Source organism: Limosilactobacillus avistercoris (assembly GCF_014836425.1).
In the GTDB taxonomy this organism is placed as follows: domain Bacteria; phylum Bacillota; class Bacilli; order Lactobacillales; family Lactobacillaceae; genus Limosilactobacillus; species Limosilactobacillus agrestimuris.
In genome coordinates, this window is sequence record NZ_JACSQW010000013.1 from 1 (window position 1) to 22,438 (window position 22,438).

The 22,438-nt window shown below is 34.6% G+C and carries 17 protein-coding genes; 2 read left to right on the forward strand and 15 right to left on the reverse strand.

All coding sequences use genetic code 11. The features are described from left to right. Positions 1-52: 52 nt before the first annotated feature. From H9564_RS05670 to H9564_RS05710, 9 genes are all read right to left on the reverse strand, one after another. Positions 53-304 (reverse strand): hypothetical protein, encoded by a 252-nt coding sequence (locus H9564_RS05670; RefSeq protein WP_191684533.1) that lies wholly within the window; start codon positions 302-304, stop codon positions 53-55. Between the two features lie 17 nt (positions 305-321). After that, on the reverse strand, positions 322-1,899 hold the full coding sequence (locus tag H9564_RS05675) for a peptide chain release factor 3 (protein WP_191684534.1): 1,578 nt from the start codon (positions 1,897-1,899) through the stop codon (positions 322-324). Positions 1,900-2,100: 201 nt separating this feature from the next. Beyond that, the gene (locus tag H9564_RS05680) at positions 2,101-3,126 is read right to left on the reverse strand and encodes a hypothetical protein (protein ID WP_191684535.1); all 1,026 of its coding nucleotides are present in this window, start codon (positions 3,124-3,126) and stop codon (positions 2,101-2,103) included. After that, positions 3,096-3,680, reverse strand: coding sequence for a glycosyltransferase family protein (locus H9564_RS05685; RefSeq protein WP_191684536.1), 585 nt, complete (start codon positions 3,678-3,680; stop codon positions 3,096-3,098). Before H9564_RS05685 ends, H9564_RS05680 begins: the two co-directional genes overlap by 31 nt. Before the next feature lie 114 nt (positions 3,681-3,794). After that, positions 3,795-4,889 carry an acyltransferase family protein gene (locus tag H9564_RS05690; RefSeq protein ID WP_191684537.1) on the reverse strand — a complete coding sequence of 365 codons (1,095 nt, stop codon included), beginning with the start codon at positions 4,887-4,889 and terminating at the stop codon, positions 3,795-3,797. After that, positions 4,890-6,614: a glycosyltransferase family protein gene (locus tag H9564_RS05695; RefSeq protein ID WP_191684538.1), complete on the reverse strand. Its 1,725-nt coding sequence runs from the start codon at positions 6,612-6,614 to the stop codon at positions 4,890-4,892. It abuts the gene before it with no gap. Further along, complete coding sequence (locus H9564_RS05700) at positions 6,607-8,097, reverse strand: BCCT family transporter (protein WP_191684539.1); 1,491 nt, start codon at positions 8,095-8,097, stop codon at positions 6,607-6,609. Before H9564_RS05700 ends, H9564_RS05695 begins: the two co-directional genes overlap by 8 nt. A gap of 4 nt (positions 8,098-8,101) precedes the next feature. After that, on the reverse strand, positions 8,102-8,815 hold the full coding sequence (locus H9564_RS05705; protein ID WP_191684540.1) for an NTP transferase domain-containing protein: 714 nt from the start codon (positions 8,813-8,815) through the stop codon (positions 8,102-8,104). A 1-nt stretch (position 8,816) separates the two neighbouring features. Continuing rightward, positions 8,817-10,553 carry a phosphotransferase gene (locus H9564_RS05710; RefSeq protein ID WP_191684541.1) on the reverse strand — a complete coding sequence of 579 codons (1,737 nt, stop codon included), beginning with the start codon at positions 10,551-10,553 and terminating at the stop codon, positions 8,817-8,819. A gap of 144 nt (positions 10,554-10,697) precedes the next feature. On the opposite strand from H9564_RS05710, the gene H9564_RS05715 reads away from it, so the two are divergent. Further along, positions 10,698-11,735, forward strand: a complete 1,038-nt coding sequence (locus tag H9564_RS05715) for a glycosyltransferase (RefSeq protein ID WP_191684542.1) — start codon at positions 10,698-10,700, stop codon at positions 11,733-11,735. 25 nt (positions 11,736-11,760) lie between these two features. Here the strand turns inward: H9564_RS05715 and H9564_RS05720 are convergent, their stop codons facing one another. From H9564_RS05720 to H9564_RS05735, 4 genes are all read right to left on the reverse strand, one after another. Then, positions 11,761-12,864 (reverse strand): glycosyltransferase, encoded by a 1,104-nt coding sequence (locus H9564_RS05720; protein WP_191684543.1) that lies wholly within the window; start codon positions 12,862-12,864, stop codon positions 11,761-11,763. 19 nt (positions 12,865-12,883) lie between these two features. After that, entirely contained in the window at positions 12,884-13,741 is an 858-nt protein-coding gene (locus tag H9564_RS05725; RefSeq protein ID WP_191684544.1) for a beta-1,6-N-acetylglucosaminyltransferase, read from the reverse strand. Between the two features lie 18 nt (positions 13,742-13,759). Then, entirely contained in the window at positions 13,760-14,566 is an 807-nt protein-coding gene (locus H9564_RS05730; RefSeq protein ID WP_191684545.1) for a LicD family protein, read from the reverse strand. A gap of 113 nt (positions 14,567-14,679) precedes the next feature. Continuing rightward, a complete protein-coding gene (locus H9564_RS05735; RefSeq protein ID WP_191684546.1) occupies positions 14,680-16,791 on the reverse strand; it encodes a KxYKxGKxW signal peptide domain-containing protein in 2,112 nt (703 codons plus the stop codon). A gap of 182 nt (positions 16,792-16,973) precedes the next feature. Here H9564_RS05735 and H9564_RS09310 point away from each other — a divergent pair, with 182 nt between their 5' ends. Beyond that, positions 16,974-19,085 (forward strand): GH25 family lysozyme, encoded by a 2,112-nt coding sequence (locus H9564_RS09310; protein WP_098045294.1) that lies wholly within the window; start codon positions 16,974-16,976, stop codon positions 19,083-19,085. 156 nt (positions 19,086-19,241) lie between these two features. Here H9564_RS09310 and H9564_RS05745 read toward each other — a convergent pair whose 3' ends face one another. Then, entirely contained in the window at positions 19,242-20,879 is a 1,638-nt protein-coding gene (locus H9564_RS05745) for a KxYKxGKxW signal peptide domain-containing protein (RefSeq protein ID WP_191684547.1), read from the reverse strand. 135 nt (positions 20,880-21,014) lie between these two features. After that, positions 21,015-22,436 carry a flippase gene (locus H9564_RS05750; RefSeq protein WP_191684548.1) on the reverse strand — a complete coding sequence of 474 codons (1,422 nt, stop codon included), beginning with the start codon at positions 22,434-22,436 and terminating at the stop codon, positions 21,015-21,017. Positions 22,437-22,438: the final 2 nt, after the last annotated feature.

Here is a 22,438-nt window from a genome sequence, read left to right on the forward strand (position 1 = left end):
AGTGAGTATACAAAAAATGCAGGAAAACCGACAATTTTAAACCGCCGATTTCCTACATTTTACAGCCGCCCTCTACAAAATTAGCATTACCAACTTTACTAAAAGTATCTGTAGCAATATAAGTAAGGAATTGTCCCCTTTTCAAATTCAAATAGATTTGTTGTACTCGTGCTGAATGATAGCTCCAATCAGAATGAACTCCTAATTGACCAGCTTTTAGAAATGGAATAATCATTATTAAAGTAAATATCATTATCCCAACTATAGCTAAAATTTGTTCAGTCTTCTTCTCTTTTAATCTCATTGTTCAACCTTGATTTTTTACAACTTACTTGTCAACTTCACATCCGGATACTTCTGCTTAAACCAGTTCTCCGCAAATTGGTTTTCAAACAAGAATAATGGTTGATCATGAATATCTTTAACCAAGATATTCCGTGATGAAGACATCTTTTCGTCAAGTTGATCGGGATCAATCCAGCGAGCTGTCTTATTACCCATTGGTTCCATCACCACTTCAGAGTTATATTCATTTTGCATCCGGAATTTGAAGACTTCAAACTGCAGTTGACCAACGGCACCAAGAATGTAATCACCTGAAGTATACGAACGGAATAACTGAACTGCCCCTTCCTGAACTAACTGGTTAATCCCCTTATGGAAGGACTTTTGCTTCATCACGTTCTTTGCCGTTACTCGCATAAATAATTCAGGAGTAAATTGTGGAAGCTTCTCAAACTTAATATCTTTTTTGCCAGTATAGATCGAGTCACCAATTTGGAAGTTACCGGTATCATAAAGGCCAATGATATCTCCCGCTACGGCATTTTCAACGTTTTCCCGGGTATCTGCCATAAATTCAGTCACGTTAGACAAACGAATTGGCTTCTTAGTTCGCTCAAGAGTAACATCCATCCCCCGATCAAATTCTCCAGAACAAATCCGTACAAAGGCAATTCGATCACGGTGACGGGGGTTCATATTTGCCTGAATCTTAAAGACAAAGCCAGAAAATTCAGGATCAAGTGGTTTAACATCCCCATCATTCTCTGTATGGTGGGCACTTGGCGCTGGAGCAAACTTGAGATAGGTTTCCAAGAAAGTTTGTACCCCAAAGTTAGTCAATGCTGAACCAAAGAAGACTGGAGTTTGGTCACCAGCAGCGATCTTTTCTCGGTCAAGTTGGTTTCCGGCAACATCAACTAGTTCCATTCCATCAAGAGCATCTTGCCATTCGCCATCGCCCTCAAGCGGGTTATCTCCCTTAACATTGCCATCTTCATCAAGTGGCAAGTAAGGATTTTCCGGATCTTCAGGGTGCGTTAAAGCTACCCGTCGATTAAAGCGATCATAAATCCCCTTAAATTGCCGTCCAGAACCGATTGGCCAGTTAATTGGGTAGGTTTCGATTCCTAAAGTCTCTTCAACCTCGTTTAACAAGTCCAATGGATCACGGGCATCCCGGTCAAACTTATTCATAAAGGTGAAAATTGGAATTCCTCGCATCTTACAAATTTGGAAAAGCTTCTTTGTTTGTGGCTCAATCCCCTTAGCAGAGTCGATAACCATCACTGCAGAGTCAACTGCCATTAAAGTCCGATAAGTATCTTCAGAAAAGTCTTCGTGCCCTGGAGTATCAAGGATATTAATTCGCTTTCCTTGGAAATCAAACTGCATAACAGATGAAGTAACGGAAATTCCCCGCTTCTTTTCGATTTCCATCCAGTCAGACTTAGCAAAATTACCAGTCTTCCGGGCTTTAACAGTTCCCGCTTCACGAACAACCCCACCAAAAAGTAAGAGTTGTTCAGTAATTGTCGTTTTACCCGCGTCCGGGTGTGAAATAATGGCGAATGTCCGCCGCTTATTAACTGCTTCAGCAAGTTGTTTTGGTGACATTTTATTTTCCTTTCATTAAATAATTTATTTTGCGCAATAACTATATTAGTTTAATATATTCTGAATTGACTTACAACAATCACAAAAGCAAAAAGCACAACCTCAGTTGGATACCGAAGTTATACCTTAAGTCTTAGTAGTTTAATTTTATCTTACACTTCAAATTTCATATCTACTATTTTTTATAATTATTACCAAAAATCAATATTTCTTGTAGGGAATCCTAATTACATTAATTACTCTTGTAAAGACATAAGCATATACTATAACATTGGCAATAACTGTTATACAGAAAATAGAAATAGTTAATAGGCTAGGATTGGATTCAACTTTTAATTTTGAGTTTCCTTCATGAACTAATAGTAAAAATCTTCTATTAGAAAGATTCCTCACTCTCTTACCATTTATAAAAATCTTATAATTTATTTTCTTATAAAACGCTAAATTTAGCTTAGATTTCTTTGTCTGCTTGGCTGATAATTTAAAAATTGTGGAATTATAATTTGACTTTTTCCATTGTAATTTAGTATTGCTGTCTCCTAATTTATATATTTTGCCTATTTGTGAATCACTACTTTGCGTTCCTCTTCCCGGAAGATAGTCTTCAAACGATATAATGGGAGAATTATATACATTTCTATTGAAACTATTATTACTTAAAGTAAAATCAATACCGGATCTATCACTATACAATTCAGGTTGACGGTTTGTTTCTAAGTTAATAATTCCTATAGCTGCAAATATAACTAAGAATATATTCATACTGAAATATATTGTTTTAGAAGTAACACTATTTATATTCTTTGCACACAAAATAAATGCCAAGAGCACACTCAATACAAAAAAAAATAAAATTCTTCCTTGAAATTGGATAAAGCCAAAATACCTTATTAATTCTTCTTTATTATTTAACCTATTAACTGGGAAAATAACTAATACGTAAACCACTACTGAGAAAATAACTAATGATCGTAAGTATGGAATTTTCTTCCTAAATGCTTGAACTATCACCCAAACAAAAATCAATATTGTTATTATCCCAACATTCCAAGTTGTTGATAACATTGTGATAATTAATTTAAACATTGCTCCAAACGCTAAGCCCTGTTCAACATTAACTAAACTCTTATATGGCATCACAATAGAATTAAATAACCTTATATGCAAAAAGCTATAAATTGAATACATTGATAAAATTATAGAAAAAATGCTGTCACAGCTATCCATCTTATTTGCCTTCGCTCTATTTTTTTGATAATCATTAAATAAATAGTAACAATTACAACCAAAAAAGATGTTAACGCTAAAGAAATAAAATGACTATTTGCAATTCCACTCATTCCAATTGCAAGTAAAAGTATTCCCTTCCTTTTATTATTTTTTAAAATACATAAGTAACCTGCAACAGCAAGTGGAAGGAATGCATATGCAAGTACCTCTCCAAATGCCATTCTTGCATATAGTAAAATCAAGTGATAAGAGTTAAATATATATATACAAGAAGCTGAGAAATTCACTAGTTTATTAGAAGATATCTTACTTGCTAATAAGTACATATTTAAACAAGTTACAAGATTAATAAAGAAAAAGCCTAACAAAAAGCTTACAACAATATTATGAAATAAGAATCTAGGAAAAATAAAAATGATACTAGTTAACCATGGATAACAGCTCATTAATGCATTTAAATTATGTCCTGGTCCAATAAAGGAAATTTCACTAGGTACTTTCCCTACTTTTAATGATTCATATATCTGTTCAAATCTTCCTAAATGTACCATTCCATCATATATGACCATTTACAGCAATTAGGGAACAAATAAATGCCATCATGCATAACCCTAAAAAGGTTAATATATTATATTTACTATTTTCTAAGTTCATTTATTAATCACCTATATTTTTGTACATTTCTCTAAAAAATTGCTTACTATTCTAGTAATTGAATTGAGCAAATTATTAAAGATGATTCTTCTAGTCATAATATCAATTAAAACGGTAATTATAAACACAATAGACGTACAGAGTAATCCAAATAAGAAATATTGAGTACCTGATCCCGCATACAAATTCGATGAAAAAATATTTTGCCAAATGAATGGCCTAACAAACGAGTCCTCATGAATCAAATAAACACCGAACATTGAACCAGCAATGTAATTGATTATCCTACTATTAAAATGGCTGTTCTTAAAATAAGAAAATATAAATATAGACGTAAGTAGAACAAGAGGGCTATTTACATCAAATAAGTCAGCAATTCCATTAAAAAGCTTCTCATTAATTGCTAAAGTTGACAAAAGTATTGCTATCAATACGCATATTATCGCACCAATCATTGTATAGCCTTTGGAATTTAAAATCTTTCCACTATATTTTCTAATATAAGCACTGACAAAGTATATTAAAAAGAAATACGTAGTTGGCGTATATCCAAAACTGTCAACAAATGTATCAGGCTTATCATCAAATATTTGTAGGCCAATTGAAAGAAACGACCACAATAAAATCAATCCAATTATTAGTAATAATAATTTTTGTCTGGTTAAGTTTCTTATGATGATGTTCAAAAACGGCATTGCAAAAAGCATTACAATATACGAATACACAAACCAATATCCACTTGGCAAGGGAAATGGCAGCAATACTCTAACTACACTATCAGTTCCCCATATTCCGGTTGGATCAAATAGCTTAAATACCAAATATAATCCAAAACTATAAAATGCTGTAGTAATGATCAAATTTATTGGACGTCTAAAATTAAACTGCTTTTCACATAAAAAGTATGCTCCAATCATAACAAAAAGTACTACGCCTAGTTTTCCAAAATAATGAAGGAACAAGTTAACTTTAATTGCACCTGAGTATTTAGGATTGTAAGGATTCCAATCAAAAGTTCCTTTTAATGCATAGTGATGAAGTACGATCGCAAACATACTTAATATTCTGAGCAATTCAATACTCGAATTACGACTTTTTGCTTTCAATTATTCTCTCCTGTAACTTCTAATAACTGGTATTAACATAAATAATATTGATATAAACGAAATAATAAGGAGGATCTTATATACCCTAGGCATTATAAATCGTATATCTATTTTCATAGAATTCATCTTAATATCTGCATTATTAATTACCATATTCCCTTGTTTATTAACCTTATATTGCACTTTTTTATTATTCAAAGCAATATGATAATCTAAGCTTCGATAACCCAAAATAGGTAATTCAATATTTACCCCTTTTTGTCTTTTTATGTTTTTTACATAAAAACTTAGATTTTGCTCACCTATCTTTTCTACAAAGTCATATGATTTATTTTCTACTTTAATCTTTTGATTCCATATTTGATCCAATCTAGATGGCAATAATTCGTATTTTCTATTCTTTACATTCTCTACCTTAGGAAAGTAGTCTGGATGTTCTCCCATAGCCATAATAGTCTTTTTTTGCTCTGAAGCTATAGGAGTAGTGGCCATTATCTGTGCAATAACATCATTATTTAACCTTAAAACTTGACCACTTATTAAATAAGACTGTGCAGAAATACTCAAAATTACTGATAAAAGTGCCAAAATATGACTAATTTTAATTCCAATAAATTGCTGATAGTCCTTAAAATTATCAGCAAACATAATAATTGGAATTACTGAAAGCCATATTCCAAACCGCCACGGAGTATACTGTAAATTGTTAATTAATGGAACATGATTAAATGCTTTCCATGGAAAAATCTTTAAACAAAGGATAAACATGTATCCTTCTAGGATCGACAATCTAATTAATTTACTTTTCATATTCGAATTAAAAAAGCAATATACAACTATTAATAGTACCAATGCAGCGATAGATAGTTGTTCCCGCGACCACCATGAAATAAAATTTAGCATTTTCGGTAAAGTGGCGGCTTTTATATGTCCCTTACCAAAAGGTTCTAATATACCCGAACTAGATATTTTCAAAACACGATATATAATTGGGGACATCCCAACTAAGACTAACGGAAAGCTTAAGAAAGCATTAACAAAAAAAGATATACTAATTTTCTTTTGAAAAATCCGAAATAAAACAACACTTCCTAAAAGAAAGCCATATACTATTAAACTAAGTAAATGTGAAAATCCTATAAGAATAATACAGAGTGAGAACTTACAAATTAAGGTAATGTCAATTTTCTTTGAACCTAATAGTTCTTTACTAACAAAGAAAATTGGAAAGACAAAAATATTTATTATTGCAGCACTAGGTTGAATTTCATTTAAGAATTGATACAAAGTATATCCTGAAAAGGTGTAGATCGTAGCAAGGTAAAATGACATTTCAATATTATTTGTCCTGATACTCAAGCAAAGCCAAGTAACAATTAATGTAAGGAAAAATATCAAGAAACTAATCGCTACAACTTGATGTTGTGGAGATAAGAAAATAGTTATGAGTACCAAAGGCCATAGGGTAATGTCTGGATACATCCCATTAACTGCTTGTCCTATTTCAAAAAAGGTAGAAAAATTTACCCAACTAGGCATCTGTAAGTGTAAAAAAGCATTACGAATTTCAAGAATACGCTGAACATGAAAGATCCCGTCGCCAAATAACTTTACCCCTCCATTAAATTGACATTCAGCTGAATATATATAAAACATCATTAAAACTATAAGCAACGTCCCAATTCTTATTTGTCTTGTTTTTCCCATGTTTTCTTCCCTAAGCATGATTCCTACTCTCCCTATAAAACCCAACCACAATCATAATCATCACAATCATTGTTGGTAGTGCTGCAATAATTGCTACCGATTGAATATTATCCATATTACTATTACTGATTAATAGCGCCATTGGTAATACCATGAATATCACCGCCCAAAAGCCTCGAATTGCTTTACTAGGTTCTTCCTCAATTGCCAGCTGTTTATACGAATATTTAGAGATAACCATAGTAATGGAATCAAACACTGTCGAATACAAGCCAATCATTGCTAAAGCCAAAAGAACCAAGGCAATGCGATACTGGGGCAAAGTTTCCATTAGCTTAATAGCTACTTGGGAGTAGTTTTGACCATCTGATATTAATTGGGTAGCGTTGATTAACCCTTTAACTTGCCGCGACATCCCAAAACTACTTAACACAATGAAAGCACAAAAGGTTCCACCTAGTCCCCAAACATAACCGCGTAAAATGACATCCTTAATTGTCCGTCCCCGACTAATACTACCAATAAAAAATGGCGTGGCCACACACCAAACAATCCAATATGACCAGTAGTAGATTGTCCAGTTTTGGGTAAAACTATGGCTATGAGTTGTCGTCGCCATCCCAATGAAATTTTGGGTTAAATTACCTACTGCCTGGACACCGGCATCGACAATGTAACTAAAAGAACCGCTGAAAAGTAAAACATAGAGTAATAAACCAATAAAGAAGACATAACAAATCGTACTTAACCGCGAAATTGCTTTCATTCCAATTACTGAAGCAATCAAATAAATTGAAACAACCACGCAAATTAAAATAATCGATAGTTGTTTGACCTGATGGATCCTAAAAAGGACACCAACCGTTTGTGACAATAAAGGCATCGACATCGAGAAAGTTGTCGCTGTTCCTGCGATCAAAGCAAAGATCGCAATCAGATCAATCAATTTTCCCGCTATGCCATCAGTATATTTACCCAGTAATGGTCGACAGGCTTCTGAAAATTTCTGTCGTTTGTTTTTGGTCACATATAGCATATAGGCAAATGCCACCGCCAACATTAAATAAAATGACCAGGCAATCGGGCCCCAATGAAATAACGAATAAGTTAACGACCATTCCATCGTTGTCCCTTTTTGCTTGATAAACGGCTCACTGGAATACATTAACCATTCACATAAGGCGTAAAAGATAATATCAGCTGACATGGTCGAAGTAAAAATCATGACTCCCCAGCAAAGGTTTGAATATTCAGATTTGTCTGTTGAATCACCGAGCTTGATTCGGCCAATCCTTGAAAAAGCAGCGTACAGCGTACTGATAAAAAAGAACAATCCCACCAAAATATAGAGAAACGATAATTGATTATTTAGGAATGACCGAATGCCTTCCAAAATGAGTTGTGAATTTTTGGGGAAGCGTTCTAATAAAAAACTCAGGCCAAAAACAACAATAATCGGAATAGTAACTAAGGACCAGTCAATTTGTTTATACTTTTTCACGATCCTATCCTCTCTTTGTCAGCCGCTGATCAACCTGTTTCAATTGGTCGACACTATCAATTTCGATAATATCATTAGCCGCAATTGGCATTACATATAACGAAAACTCATCAAAGTAATCAAACATAGCAATATCATCCCAGTAAATATCATAATGATGAGCATGTTCAAACTCTGCTTCTAAGTAGCCTTTCAGACGCAGACTATCTTCCGCTTGCCATTTTGATAGGCTATATAAGCGCCAACCATGATCATTTCCTGAACGGTCGCATTGTAAGATCTTACCATTTTGATCGGGATGCATAATCCATTCATCAGTAAACTGATCAATCTTTGCTCCAGCATATCCAGAATGGGTAAACTCCCTCTTTAATAATTTTGGATTCATTACTAACTGATCGCCATCGAGGATTACCGTGTTTTTTAATTCATTACGAGCCACATACAATGATGAGATATTATTGTACTGGTTATAGTACGGATTATTAATCAGCTTCACACCTGGATACTTTTCTCCCAGATAATTAAATTGCTTGGCTAAATAACCGACAACAATTGAAATATCATAAATTCCATTTTGGTGCAGTCCTTCAATTACTGATTCGACCATTGGCTTCCCCGCAACCCTAATTAGCGGTTTAGGTGTTTTATAGGTTAACGGACGCATCCGGGTGCCTAAGCCCGCTGCCATAATAATTGCGTTTTCTATTTCTGCCATCTTATTTCCTTTCCAAGTACCGAAGCACCTTTTGACTGTACTCTTTTGCGTACCGATACTGAGCTAATGAGTATTCACCAAAGTCTAAGCCTAATGACTGCTTGTATTCGCACCAATTACTCCAAAGCAGACCACATATAGCAACATAAGCGTAAATCTTATATCGAATATCCTCACTAACCGGATGTTCAAAATACAAGCCAATTAAGTAATCGATCTGCGATTGATCGTACATTGAGTAAATTGCAAACATGGCAATATCAACATGGGGATCCTGCATTCCAGCATATTCCCAATCAATTAAGAAAATATTCCCCTGTTGATCAAACACAAAATTATCGGCATTCGCGTCAATATGACATAACGTCCACTCTTTATCTAAGCTATCCACATATTGCAAGAGCTTTTCTACTTGTTGCTTAACTTTACCGTAATCACGATAAGCAGAAGGAACACTGCGTAACTGCTCATACTTATTAATTTGACCAGCTAAATCAAATTGATGATCAACTTTTAAGTTCTCCTGATGCATTTGTTTCAATAGGTGCATGCATTGTTGAACATCATCCCAACTATTAGGATCACAATTTCGGGAGTTTTCAATAAACTCAGTTAGTTTATAGCCGTTCTGGGGATTTAAATACAAGGTCCGTTCTACATAAGGTAATCCTTTAATCCTTTGATAAACATCGTATTCTTGGTGACGATTAATTAATTGACCAGTTCCTGCTCCAGGGATCCGCATAATGTATCGTTTTCCCTGACAAGAAAAGATGAAGGAACGATTAGTCATCCCTTTCTTCAAGACGTGGATCTGATTAATTGCTTCTCCAGGAACGTTTAGCGTCTGTTCAATTACATCAATTGCGTCATTTTTTAAATGGTTGGAATTACCATCAAGATCACGCAATTCTTCATAAGAGTTGATTTCGGCATACTCATGCTCATCAACCAAATTGGCATCAATCACCGAGCCATGAAAGTCTAGCGTTGATTCCCAAAACTGATTAAGCCCGTCACAAGATTCTACCCGTTCAATTAATCGTTGTTTTAATTGTTTTCCTAACTCATTATTCAGATATGCAAGGCCAACCATTCGATTACCATCTTGATTAACCGGCTTAATGTTTCCCCGATTGGTTACTTGCCAGTTTGAATCCGAATTAGTTTGTCGACTAAACATATACCATGCTTGATCTTCAAGTTCTGAAAACGGATTGTTCTTAAACCAAAGATCACACGGGACAATATAACTATTTTCTAAATAATCCTTGGCCAGATACAATGAATACAGGTTATTCCATTCACCATATTTAGTATTAACTATTAATTCAATCCCATATTGATCGATCAAGTATTCATAATGTTCTTTCATAAAGCCAACAACAATTTTAATCCGCTTGATCCCTTTAGCTTGAAGCTGCTTGATCAGGCGCTCAATTAATGGTTCTCCATTAATTTCTAGCAATCCTTTAGGCTCCTCAGTATTAATGGGAACCATCCGCATCCCAAAGCCAGCAGCTAAAATGACTGCCTGTTGAGGATAGTGATTTTTAATGTACTTTTTTCCCTTAATCGTTAGAGATAGTTCTTCATTAAAGAGATTATTCTGCTTTAATTGATCTAATAATTGATTAACCTTGCCTAAAGAGATATTCAGCTGACTTGCCAAGTCTCTTTGAGTTATTTGAGGCTTTTTTAATTTTAATTTGAATAAATCTAGTAATTGCTTGTTCATATATTCTATCCTTTTATATAAAATTGAACAAAATTATTTTACCACTACTAATAACTATCCACAATCATTGCTAAAAGTAAATTTACTGTTCTTTATGTCTGGTGTATAGTTAAATCATTAAAACGTCATGGAAGGAAAGTACCAATGATTAAATTTGTTGCATCTCACCTCTCTGGAAATGGTGGGACTGAAACCGTGTTAGTCCCAGTACTCAATCATTTTGCTAAAAGTAACTCTGTCGAACTAGTTATTTTCGGAACTCCCGATAATGATTATTGGTTAAGTAAGTTAAATTCTAATGTAAAAGTTAAAACGATAAATTATTCAGGTAAATTTTCGGAGCTACTCTCTTTCACACAAGAAGCTTTTTCTATTAAGAAAAATGACCTTCTTATTTCACTTAGCCCATCATTTATTAAACTTTCTTCACTACTTCGGAAAGCGAAGTTATCAAATTTTAAAATAATTTCCTGGATTCACTTTTCTCTAGTTGATCAAGATCTTTTCAATCCGCATGACATCACATATGCAGACTATCATTTAGCAATCAGTAATAAAATTAAGAAACAATTAGTAAGTTTAGGAGTGTCAGAAAAAAATGTCGCGGTGATTTATAATCCTATCAAGCAAGAACATATTTGGCACTCCCAGCAACATAATGGGGTTAATATTGCCTATATTGGTCGTATCTCTTTTAAGGGCCAAAAAAATCTGAAAGAACTTTTTGACGGTTTGAAAAATTCTTCTAATACTAGCCTATTCATTATTGGTAATGGTTCAAAAGAAGAAGTAGCAAAATGTAAGAACTATATCGACAAAAATCAAATTACTTCAAAAGTTACTTGGGCTGGCTGGCAAAAAGATCCGTGGCATTATCTTGAAGATAAGAACATCGATGGAACAATTTTAACTTCCAACTTTGAAGGTTTACCAATGGTTTTCTTAGAGTCAATTTCTCGTGGTATACCAGTTATTTCTAGTCAATTTGACGGTTACGACGATGTTGTTAAAGACGGGATTAATGGTTTTTCCTATGAACCAGGCAATATTGATAAACTCACTAAAATAATTAGTAAAATTAAAGATATTAAAGACAAAAAGAAAACTCAAAATAGTATTAATGAATTCTATAATGATAATTATTTCGCTAAACTAGATGATATTATTAAGAAAATATATTAAAAAGTTGATGTAACGGAACTTTTCCTTACATCAACTTTTCTATATCTTCAGCTTGACGATCAACACTAAATTTCTCCAGATTACTATCGAGATAATCACGGTTCTTATCCTGGCTTAATGAACCTTCCAACTCACTAGCCCATTTAGCAACGTCCAACCCATGCATCTTCTTAATATTACTTGTCGCGAATATGTCCTCAACATTAGTATCCGAAGCTAAAATTTGCAGATTACTAATTTGTGATTCTAAAGCTACTAACGATAATCCTTCATACATACTTGGAAAAAGCAAGGCATCCATTGCTGAGTACCAACGATTAACATCAGCAATAAAATCGTATTGAATAACACTATCTCTAATTCCTAGTAACTGAATTTTTTCATTAATTTGCTCTTTTAATGGTCCCTTTCCCAGCATCAAAAATACACTATTCGGATTTGACTTGTGATAATCTGCAAATACTTCTAATGCAAAAAGCGGATTTTTGCGGTCTTGAAGGACTCCAACAAAGCCGACTAATTTTGTCTGAGTATCAATATTTAACTTATTCCGAATGTCTTCTCTGTTCTCCATTGAAAAAGAGAATTTAGGGATGTCAATTCCGTTAATACTAATAAATACATCATTGTCTTCATTAAACATCCATCTTGCCGCTTCCTTTGAGGTAGCAATTTTTTGATCAGAGTATTTATTAAATACTTTTTTTCCATGATTATTAACTGCCACTAAAGTTTTCATCAATAATCTGTTAGAAAACTCATGACTAAAATAAGAATTATGCGAATGGCACACTACTTTTTTTACTTTTCCATACCGTTTAGCATAAATTACGGGAAGATAATTCCAAGAAGACGAATAATTAAAGTAAACAATGTCATAGTGATGCTCTTTAAAGAAAGCTTTCCACCATTCCCAGTGTTCAATTGGGTTCTTGGTAACCGGGATAACTCGCTCAAACTGCCATCCCAACTTTTCACATTTTTTGTCAGTTAAATTTTCAGGATCAGTTCCGTAACCTACGGCATCAATTTTATATTTTATAGGATCAAATCGACTAAACACGTTAAAAATAACCTGCGTTAAACCACTACCACTAATAAAATCCCCAACAACCAGAACTCTTTTCATTTTTAACCTCCCACAAACTTTAAGGTAATAATTGTCTTAGTTTATCTGAATAAGGACTCTCGAATTTTCTACCAAACATTGCATTACTTTTCTTAATTGCTTCATAGTCTCGCTCGTCCAAAATTGCAGGAAAGCTATTATGAATATGCTCCCACTTAATAAACCGATGGTAATCATACTGCAATCGTGATTTAAATTGTGGAGTATTACAAATAATTGTCTGTACCCAGAATTCATCAGAGAAACTCCCGGTTTTTAACATCTTACGGAAATTTTCATGGTTATCAAAATAATCCAGACAATATTCGACCGCATCACGCGGTAAATCACACCAATTAGCTCCTGTATAGATTTCAAGATCGATTCCTAATTTTTTTAACTTATTTACTCTCAATAAGCTTTGAACCCAGGTGCTTAAACGATTGTAGACTTTACCAAACAAAGAGTGACGATCTATTTTATCGTAATTATAGTAAAACTTTTGCCAATTAAGGGCATTGTCACGTCCCTTTTTTACGTCAGCTTTATAATACCGTAAATAGATATTATTATTTTCCTCATAAAAATTCTTAATCTCTTCAACTGGCTTCAAAGGCCAATCTTGTCCAGAAATCAAGTGGACATAATCAATTTCTGTATCTTGCATTGCCCGATGCATTAATTCAACTGCAACTTGCCCAATTGACCAACTTCCCCAATTAACACTAATTTTTGAAAAATAATCCACACCTAATTGTTGAAGCTTCTGTTTTTGCGCTTCTGAAACTGGTGTTTTCTTGTCAAAATGAATAATTACTTTAAATGTTGGTCTAAGTTTTTTGGATAATTCAATAACCTGATCAATATCTTTATGAGCGATAATTAGTACTGCTTGCATGATTTACCTTCCATTATCTTATCTAAGCCATGCTTGTAGGTTATGGTTAACTTGTTTACTTTTTGGTGGAATTTCCATGTAATCATTACCATAAAGTTCAGTTAAATATCTATCCCAACAAGCAAAGGTATCGAATGTGTAATCCTCAAAGGTAACCTTATTGGATTTAAAATATTCTTCGACAGTTAAAATTTCTTTACCATAATCTCCCCAAAGGACATCACCAATTAGCCCCGTCTTATGGTAATCATAGCTCTGGGAAAGCTTTGATAATTGATTATTTGCTCTTTTAAGCCCATATAATTTAGCAAGTGGGATCAATGGTGTCTTAAGGACTTTCTTAGCAAAACTTCGCCCCTGCCCTGGTTTGGCAAAGCTTAACATTAAAATCTCACGGATAGTTGATATCTTCTTGTAAAGTTGCTTTTGTTGTTTTTCATCATCTGGTAACCCATCCATTGGGAAAACATCAATCCATAAATAGTCAGCCACATCATTACCAAATTGTTGACTCATCTTTGTCCGTAAATCAATGACTTTAATATATGGGTAGTTCGAATCACCAAACTGAAAATCAATCACCTTATAATATTTATGGAATACTGGATTTTTCTTTGCAATACTTACTAACCGATTGTAGCTTTCACGGTCCATGCACACATCAATGTCATCATCCCAAGGAATAAAGCCATGGTGACGGACCGCACCTAATAATGTCCCCGCACATAAGTACATTATTAAATCATTTTGCTTACAAAATTGATCAAAATTAACCAAGATATCTAGTAAATATTGTTTAACTTCTTTTCGTGTTAATTGTTTCATATTATTCCTGCTTTATTTTTAATCTAACCTAGTAATTATAAGCTATTCCCATTATTGTTACAATTTACAAAAATAAGAGATTCCTATCAGCTTGATAAGAATCTCTTAACGAATTAATCAACTGTAATTGCTTGTCCCGCATATTCACGAGCAAATTGAGCGGTTGTGATCCAACCTTTTGCACCATAATCATATGCATTCCAACCAAATGAACCTTGATTAGCGTAATTGTAACAAGGATCAAAGATCCGGAACCAACCATTTTGATAACCAACAATTACCTTACAGTGGTTTCTTGCCCAGTAAGTATTTTCATATCTGGAGTAACCATAATATTCAACTGGATGACCTGAATTAATGATATTAATAATATCCTGAACACTGCTTCCTGAAATGTTCCGAACTGAAGAATCAAAGTGATGAGCAAGATCTACTAAAGAATCTGGTTGAATAACTAGTCTAAAACCAGCACCTGTATAAATGTTACCTGATTGACGTGGTTGTAATAAGTTCAATGCATATCCCATATTAATATATTCCTTAGGACTTAATAGCATTGCTAATGAATAAACTGAACATCCCTCAGCAACTGGAAATTGACTATACCATTGTGGGAACCATAAACGACCACTATTATCAGCATGGTATGTCCAGCCATTAACATTTACCCAGCGATTTTGGTATAAATTAGCATTAACCGGATCAAAGTAATACTCAATCCCATTGATAATATGATATCCAGTATCAGCCCAAGCATTAACTAAATCAAAGAAATACCAACTACCATTGATTAGATGCCAATTAGTCCAAGCAAAGGCATTAACATTATCAAAGTAATACCAAGCATTATTAATCTTTTGCCAACCAGTTAAGGCATTAGCATTGTTATTATCAAAGTAGTACCAGAAACCTGCCGCTGACTTATACCAGCCAGTGTGTGCCCAAGCGTTTGTTGGATCGAGGTAGTACCAGAAGCCTGCTTGAGTCTTAAACCAACCAGTATCCGCTGAAGCATTAGTATTATTAAAGTGATACCACTTATTATTAAGCTTTTGCCAACCAAGAAGGCTTGCTCCATCATTGTTGAAGTAGTACCAAAAACCTGCCGGTGACTTGAACCAACCAATAGAAGCTGTTCCATCATTGTTGAAATGATACCAAGAACCATTTAGTTTTTGCCAGCTATTAAAGGCAAAGCTGTTTGCACTTCGATTGTAATAATAGACATGACCAGCGATTTGATTTAACCCATCATTAAGAGTAGTAGTATCAATCACTCCAGTTAATGGATTGAACTTATAGGTGTGACCATTCACCGTAAGTTCAGTTTGCCGAATACCGGTACTTGGATCGTAATACTTTAATAGCTTAGTATTAGCATCAACTAACATTCCCTTTAATTGATGCCCAGATGCGGGATCGAAGTAATAGTAATTACCACTAATTAAAGTATCACCGGTTGCCATTTGCGCATTTTCTGGTTTGAAGTAATAAGTGTTACCATCAAGGTTTTGCCAACCAAGATATGCACTACCATCACCTTTGAAACTATACCAATGACCGTCAACATACTGCCAACCAGTCTTCATTGCACCAAGTGTTCCATCTGCCTTACCATTCAGGTAATAGAAATTATTGTTAATCTTCTGAATACCACTTTCTAGAACTGCGGTTTCTGGATTCATATAATACCAATTACCATGAAGATAGTTCCAGCCAGTATATGCACTACCATCGCCTTTAAAGCCATACCAGTTACCATCAACATACTGCCAACCAGTCTTCATTGCACCATACGTACCATCATGTTGTTCGTTTAGGTAGTAGGTTTTATTATTAATCTTTTGAATTCCAGTTTCCATCTTGGCGTTATCTGGATTCATGTAGTACCAGTTATTATCAATGTTTTGCCAATCTTTATTTTGATTACCATTATTAAAGTGGTACCAATCATTGCCAGTGGTTTGCCAACCATTTGCATTTTGGCCACTAGTATTCTTCCAAGTACCATTTTGATTCGTATAACCGTTAATGTTAGTAGTTATATTTGAATCATTAGACTTGTCATTATTACCTAAAAAGTACTCGTTTTGAGTCGAGGTGACGTCAGTATTATCGGAAGCAGATGCTTGGTTCAAATTAGCTGAAACTGCAAATGATAACACAGCAACCGCTGCAGTAACCCAAAGCTTTCCTGATTTATAAAGCTTAAAATGTTTTTTCATAATTACCTTCCCAAATAAAAATAATTTAACACTAGTAATATATCACTATTTTTTATTTCTTCCTACACGTTAATCATAAAAAAATTACAATTTGTTAACAGATCTTAATATTATTGAAATTAAACAATTAGTATTAGGAATTATAATAGTTATCGTTATATAAATTTTTTAGGAGGATTATAGTGACTCAGAAGAACCATATCTATCTTGCTTCAACATTAACATTATTATCTTTATCAACCTCGTTATATTTAAATTCTAAAAACGTTCAAGCTGATACTAATCAGGTACAGACCGAACAAGTAAATTCAAATGACAATTTAAGTGCTAATTCCGCTTCAACACAAAGTCAAAGCGCCCCTTCAGCAAGTACTTTTGCTACTAGTTCTAATAATGTAGCTAGTGAAAGCACTGCTGAATCAACGCAATCATTAAGTATTAACAGTCAAAATTCGGCTGCTCCTGCAACTGCATATACGACCGTAAAGGCAGCTGCACAAACTGCTTATGATGGCACACCAGTAATCAATATTGGTGACGCTAACTACCCTCGAGTAGATGCTGTTGATATTAGTGGTTATCAAGCTAGTATGACTCCTAATAATTTTGTTACCTTAAAAAATCTCGGAGTTAAAACAGCAATTGTTAAGGTTACTGAAGGAACCTACTATATTAATCGATATGCTGGTCAACAAATTAATTATGCTAAAAATGCTGGCTTAAATGTTCAAGTGTATCACTATGCCAAATTTGGCAGCCAGGGTGCTGCTATCAATGAGGCTAACTATTTAGCAAATGAAATGGAAGCCTTAGGACTAGATAAAAACACCTTAATTTATGCTGACATGGAAGATACAACTACCAAATATTACGGAGTTGCTAATCATTTAAATGCTTTCTGGAATCAATTAAATAATCGTGGCTTTACTAACCACGCAGTCTATGCCTCAACTTCTTATGATCAAACTTATAATGTTAGTTCAACAGTCGGGAAAAACCGTACTTGGATTGCCCAATACCTTTATTCACCATCTTCAGCTAACCTAAGGAACCAGAACTATGGAGCATGGCAGTTTAACGCCCATGGGCGCATCCCTGGATATAATGGTGACTTAGATATTTCGATCGATTATCAAGGGTTAGTAGCTAACTCAGGTGAATGGTCTAACAATAATGGAAAATGGTCATATTCAATTAATGGCAATAATGTTACTGGCTGGCAACGAATAAATAATAACTGGTACTACTTCAATCAAGATGGCACCGCGCAAACTGGCTGGTATCAATCAGGTGCTGGCAACTGGTATTACTTTGACTATACTAATGCCTGGGCTTTGACTGGTTGGCAATATATTAATAATAATTGGTATTACTTTGATTACAGTAATGCATGGGCTGACAAGGGCTGGCAGAACATCAATAATAATTGGTATTACTTCGATCTAACAAATGCTTGGGCGCTGCGTGGTTGGCAAACAATTAACGGTAATCGTTATTACTTTGACCCTAGTAACGTTTGGGCACTCAAAGGATTTCAATATTTAGACAATGCTTGGTATTATTTTGATGATAGTAATGCCTGGTTGAGTCATGGTTGGCGCTACAATGGTGGACAATGGTATTACTTAAGTCCAAGTACTGGTCAATTAGAAAGTGGTCTTCAAACAATTAACGGCAAAGTTTACTATCTTCAGCCAAACCACAATGGCTACTTTGGTGCAATGCAGACTGGCTGGTTTAACTTGAACAGTCACTGGTACTTCTTTAATAATGGTGGTGATGCTGCTACCGGATGGTTTAAATCTCCAGCTGGCTGGTGGTACTACTTTGATGATAATGGTCAAGCACGTACTGGTTGGCAAACCATCAATGGACATCAATATTACTTTGATCCTACCAATGCTTCTAATTATAGAGGTTGGTACCGTCATAATAATAGTTGGTACTACTTTGACACTGCTAATGCCTGGGCAGTTACTGGATGGTTTAAATCACCAGGTGGCTGGTGGTACTATTTTGACAATGATGGTCGTGCACGAACTGGCTGGCAAACCATTAATAATCACAAATATTACTTTGATCTAACTAATGCAAGTGCTTATACAAACTGGCAAAAATTAGATGGTAAATGGTACTACTTCGATCCAAATAACGCTTGGACCCTAACAGGTTGGCAAAATATTAATGGACATCGGTATTACTTTGATAACGATGGGCATGCTGTAACTGGCTACCAATATATTGATGGTAAACTTTATCATTTTGATCAGGATAATGCATGGCTATTAGATTAACTAACAATATAGCAAATAAAAAGCTTAGAGTTTGAGTAAAATCAAATCCTAAGCTTTTTATTATGAATGCCTATACAAGATAAACAAAAAACCGATAATTAGCTTTCTCGCTAACTATCAGTTCGTTATACCTAATCAAATATCAGATTAATTAAATTATAGTCCTTCACGAATAATTTTCTGAGGATCTAACCAAGTCCCGTTATTAATAAATGAACTAGCTAAAGCACGGTTAAAATTGTGATCTCGGGTAATACCAATGTGGACGTGTGAAGTATCACGAATACCAATAACATCCCCAGTACTGATCTGTTGTCCCTCATGAACGAGAATATTATTCTTGCTGGAGAATGCCTCTTGATAAACAACTAGATATTTACCAGTATCAACTACGGCATACCAACTTAATCCGGAACCATATCCGACAATCTTAACAGTACCACCGTGAATAGCATGTACTTCTCTACCTGGATGATCAATTGAACCAAAGTCTAAGCCATCATGAAAACCATTTAATCGGAATTCACCACCGGCATGAACACCAAATAATTGTCCGCCACCAAAGTAACCTTCACCATCTTGAGGGAATGGCCAATCCCAACCATCAGCCCAAGAGCCATTAGAATTAAAGGTATAAGTCTTGCCATTAATCTCTTGAGTACCAGTTAACATCCAAGCATTAGTTGGATCCATGTAATACCATTTACCATTGATTTTTTGCCAACCGGTATCCGCCCAGGCGTTATCCCAATTAAAATGGTACCAATGATTATTGATGTACTGCCAATCTCGTAAACCACTAGCATTATTCCAATCAAAATAATACCAACGACCATCTATACTTTGCCAACCACGTAAACCACTAGCACTATTTTGGTTAAAGTAGTACCAGAAGCCTGCTGCTGACTTATACCAACCAGTATGGGCCCAAGCATTTTCTGGATCTAAATAGTACCAAAAACCCGCTGGTGTTTTAAACCAACCGGTATCTGCAGAAGAATTAACTTCATCAAAATGGTACCATTTGTTATTAATTTTCTGCCAACCCTTTGCACCATTGGCACTATTTTGATCGAAGTAATACCAAAAACCTGCTGCCGACTTGTACCAGCCTGTATGAGCCCAAGCATTTTCTGGATCTAAATAGTACCAAAAACTTGCAGCACTTTGATACCAACCGGTATCAGCAGATGCATTAACCTCATCAAAGTGATACCACTTATTGTTGATATTTTGCCAGCCGGTCCGTGATTGACCATCATTATCAAAGTAATACCACCAACCAGCCGGTGATTCAAACCAACCTGTTTGTGCAGTTCCATCTTCTTTAATATAATGCCAATTATCATTTACTTTTTGCCAACCAGTATTTTTTACATCTGATTGAGCAGAAATATCACTAGCCTGATTATTTAAATCAGCTGCATCGATATTATTAGAGCTTTGAGAACTAGCATTTACTTGATTAGTTGTATTCACTACAACCTTACTTTGAGCAAATGAGGTTTCAGTATTGATATTTTGATTTTTTTGGGTTGCAGCAGCTTGAGCACTTGCAACTGAGGCACTAGCAGAATTGCTATTTTCATTATTAGCAATAGTCAAAGTTGTACTTTGAGAAGCATTACTTTCTGCTGTGGTTTGAGTTTGCGTAGTTTGGATCTGATTATTAGTCGTATCAGCATGAACATGCTTTACTTGTGTTCCAGCAATAAAACCGATCGAAACAATCGCTGCTGTAATCCATTGCTTTCCTGACTTGTAAAGTTTAAATCTTTTCTTGCGACTATTCAAAACGTTTTAATCCTCCTAAAAGTGGGACGAAATCTATTTTTTAAATTAATTTTTAAACATAACACTTTGTCAAGTATAAAAGATAAAATTCATGCTCGCAACTTCTCAATAAAATTGTTAGGTTTTTGTCATATATTAATTCTTACCGATAATATTTTTTGCTTGGCTCAAAATTTTAGCATGAAGGATAAACAGGCCAGATAAGTAAATTGCTATTCCGACGGCAACTTCCAATGCTAAATTTGCAATTGTCATTTGGATAGTATTACTGATTCGATTGACAATTATAAACATTACTAACCCGCTAACTGCATATTTCCAAACTTCTCCAAACATCTTACGTCGGCTAATTGTCTTTCTAATCATTGCTAGCTGAGAAGCAGTAACCAAGAATTCTGAACCAACTGTTGCCAAAGTTGCCCCGTTAGCTCCCCAAAACGGAATTAGAACCAGATTAAACGCAACATTACTTACTGCTCCAATAGTTACTGAAGTCGTAAATTCTTTTACCCGATTAACTGGCATTAAGTATTGGGTACCAGTAACATTACTCCAGGCAATTAATACAATTACCGGTGATTCAAGGAACATAATCTGTCCAGCCATTTGAAAGCCACTTCCCAAAAACCAAGGCGCAAATTGTTTTGATATTGCCATTAAGCCGAACATCATTGGAATTGAAATAGATGAAACAAATTCAAAAGAAGAGTATAGGCTATTTCTTACACCCTTAATATCACCCTTAGCATACTTATTAGCAACATGCGGTAACATTACTGTCCCAGTTGCGGTAACAATAGCTAAAACAAATTTAACGATTTTATCTGACTGACCAAAATTACCCAATGCTGCTTGAGAATCCATATGTCCTAGCATTAGTCGATTTAATACAAGATAAACCTGAGTAGTAATTGTTGGAATAAACAGTAATAATGATGGGTAAAAGTGCTTAAATGGATGCCACTCACTAATTTTTACCCAAATAATATTGCCTTTTAAGTAAGGCCATAAAGTCAAATTACCAATAACTTGAGCCCCACCCAAAATTAAAATATATTTTGCTAAATCAGCTGTAGTTTTTATAAATGTAAAAATTAAAATTACCGATGCTAATTTCACCAGTGCATTTCTCACTACTGTAATTTTAAAATTCTCTAGTCCCATAAAATACCATGAAACATCTAAGCCAGTCGCAACAATCCATAGCCCTTGCATGAGAAAATAATATTTAAAAGTCGTACTAAAAAGAAAAACAGCAGCTAAATATGCAATAAGGGATAAAGAAACGGTCAATAATTGTAACGCTTCAACTCCCCAAAAAGTTCGCGAACGTTCATATAAGTCATCACGATGGTAGGCCACTTCTCGATTACCATAAAGAGTAATTCCCATTTGCCCCATAAGGTAAAAGAAAGTTACCCATGCATTAGTGTATTCGTTAATCCCAACATCATGTGCACCCAAGACACGAGAAATATAAGGAACAGTGATCAATGGAATGATCATATTCAGAATTTGATATCCCGCATTATACAAATAGTTCTTGATAACTTTCATTG

Bases quoted from the DNA above. Each gene is read 5' to 3' on its own strand.
- H9564_RS05670 (WP_191684533.1), bottom strand. From the start codon at position 304: ATGAGATTAAAAGAGAAGAAGACTGAACAAATTTTAGCTATAGTTGGG.
- H9564_RS05675 (WP_191684534.1), bottom strand. From the start codon at position 1,899: ATGTCACCAAAACAACTTGCTGAAGCAGTTAATAAGCGGCGGACATTC.
- H9564_RS05680 (WP_191684535.1), bottom strand. From the start codon at position 3,126: ATGGATAGCTGTGACAGCATTTTTTCTATAATTTTATCAATGTATTCA.
- H9564_RS05685 (WP_191684536.1), bottom strand. From the start codon at position 3,680: ATGGTACATTTAGGAAGATTTGAACAGATATATGAATCATTAAAAGTA.
- H9564_RS05695 (WP_191684538.1), bottom strand. From the start codon at position 6,614: ATGCTTAGGGAAGAAAACATGGGAAAAACAAGACAAATAAGAATTGGG.
- H9564_RS05705 (WP_191684540.1), bottom strand. From the start codon at position 8,815: ATGGCAGAAATAGAAAACGCAATTATTATGGCAGCGGGCTTAGGCACC.
- H9564_RS05710 (WP_191684541.1), bottom strand. From the start codon at position 10,553: ATGAACAAGCAATTACTAGATTTATTCAAATTAAAATTAAAAAAGCCT.
- H9564_RS05715 (WP_191684542.1), top strand. From the start codon at position 10,698: ATGATTAAATTTGTTGCATCTCACCTCTCTGGAAATGGTGGGACTGAA.
- H9564_RS05720 (WP_191684543.1), bottom strand. From the start codon at position 12,864: ATGAAAAGAGTTCTGGTTGTTGGGGATTTTATTAGTGGTAGTGGTTTA.
- H9564_RS05725 (WP_191684544.1), bottom strand. From the start codon at position 13,741: ATGCAAGCAGTACTAATTATCGCTCATAAAGATATTGATCAGGTTATT.
- H9564_RS05730 (WP_191684545.1), bottom strand. From the start codon at position 14,566: ATGAAACAATTAACACGAAAAGAAGTTAAACAATATTTACTAGATATC.
- H9564_RS05735 (WP_191684546.1), bottom strand. From the start codon at position 16,791: ATGAAAAAACATTTTAAGCTTTATAAATCAGGAAAGCTTTGGGTTACT.
- H9564_RS05750 (WP_191684548.1), bottom strand. From the start codon at position 22,436: ATGAAAGTTATCAAGAACTATTTGTATAATGCGGGATATCAAATTCTG.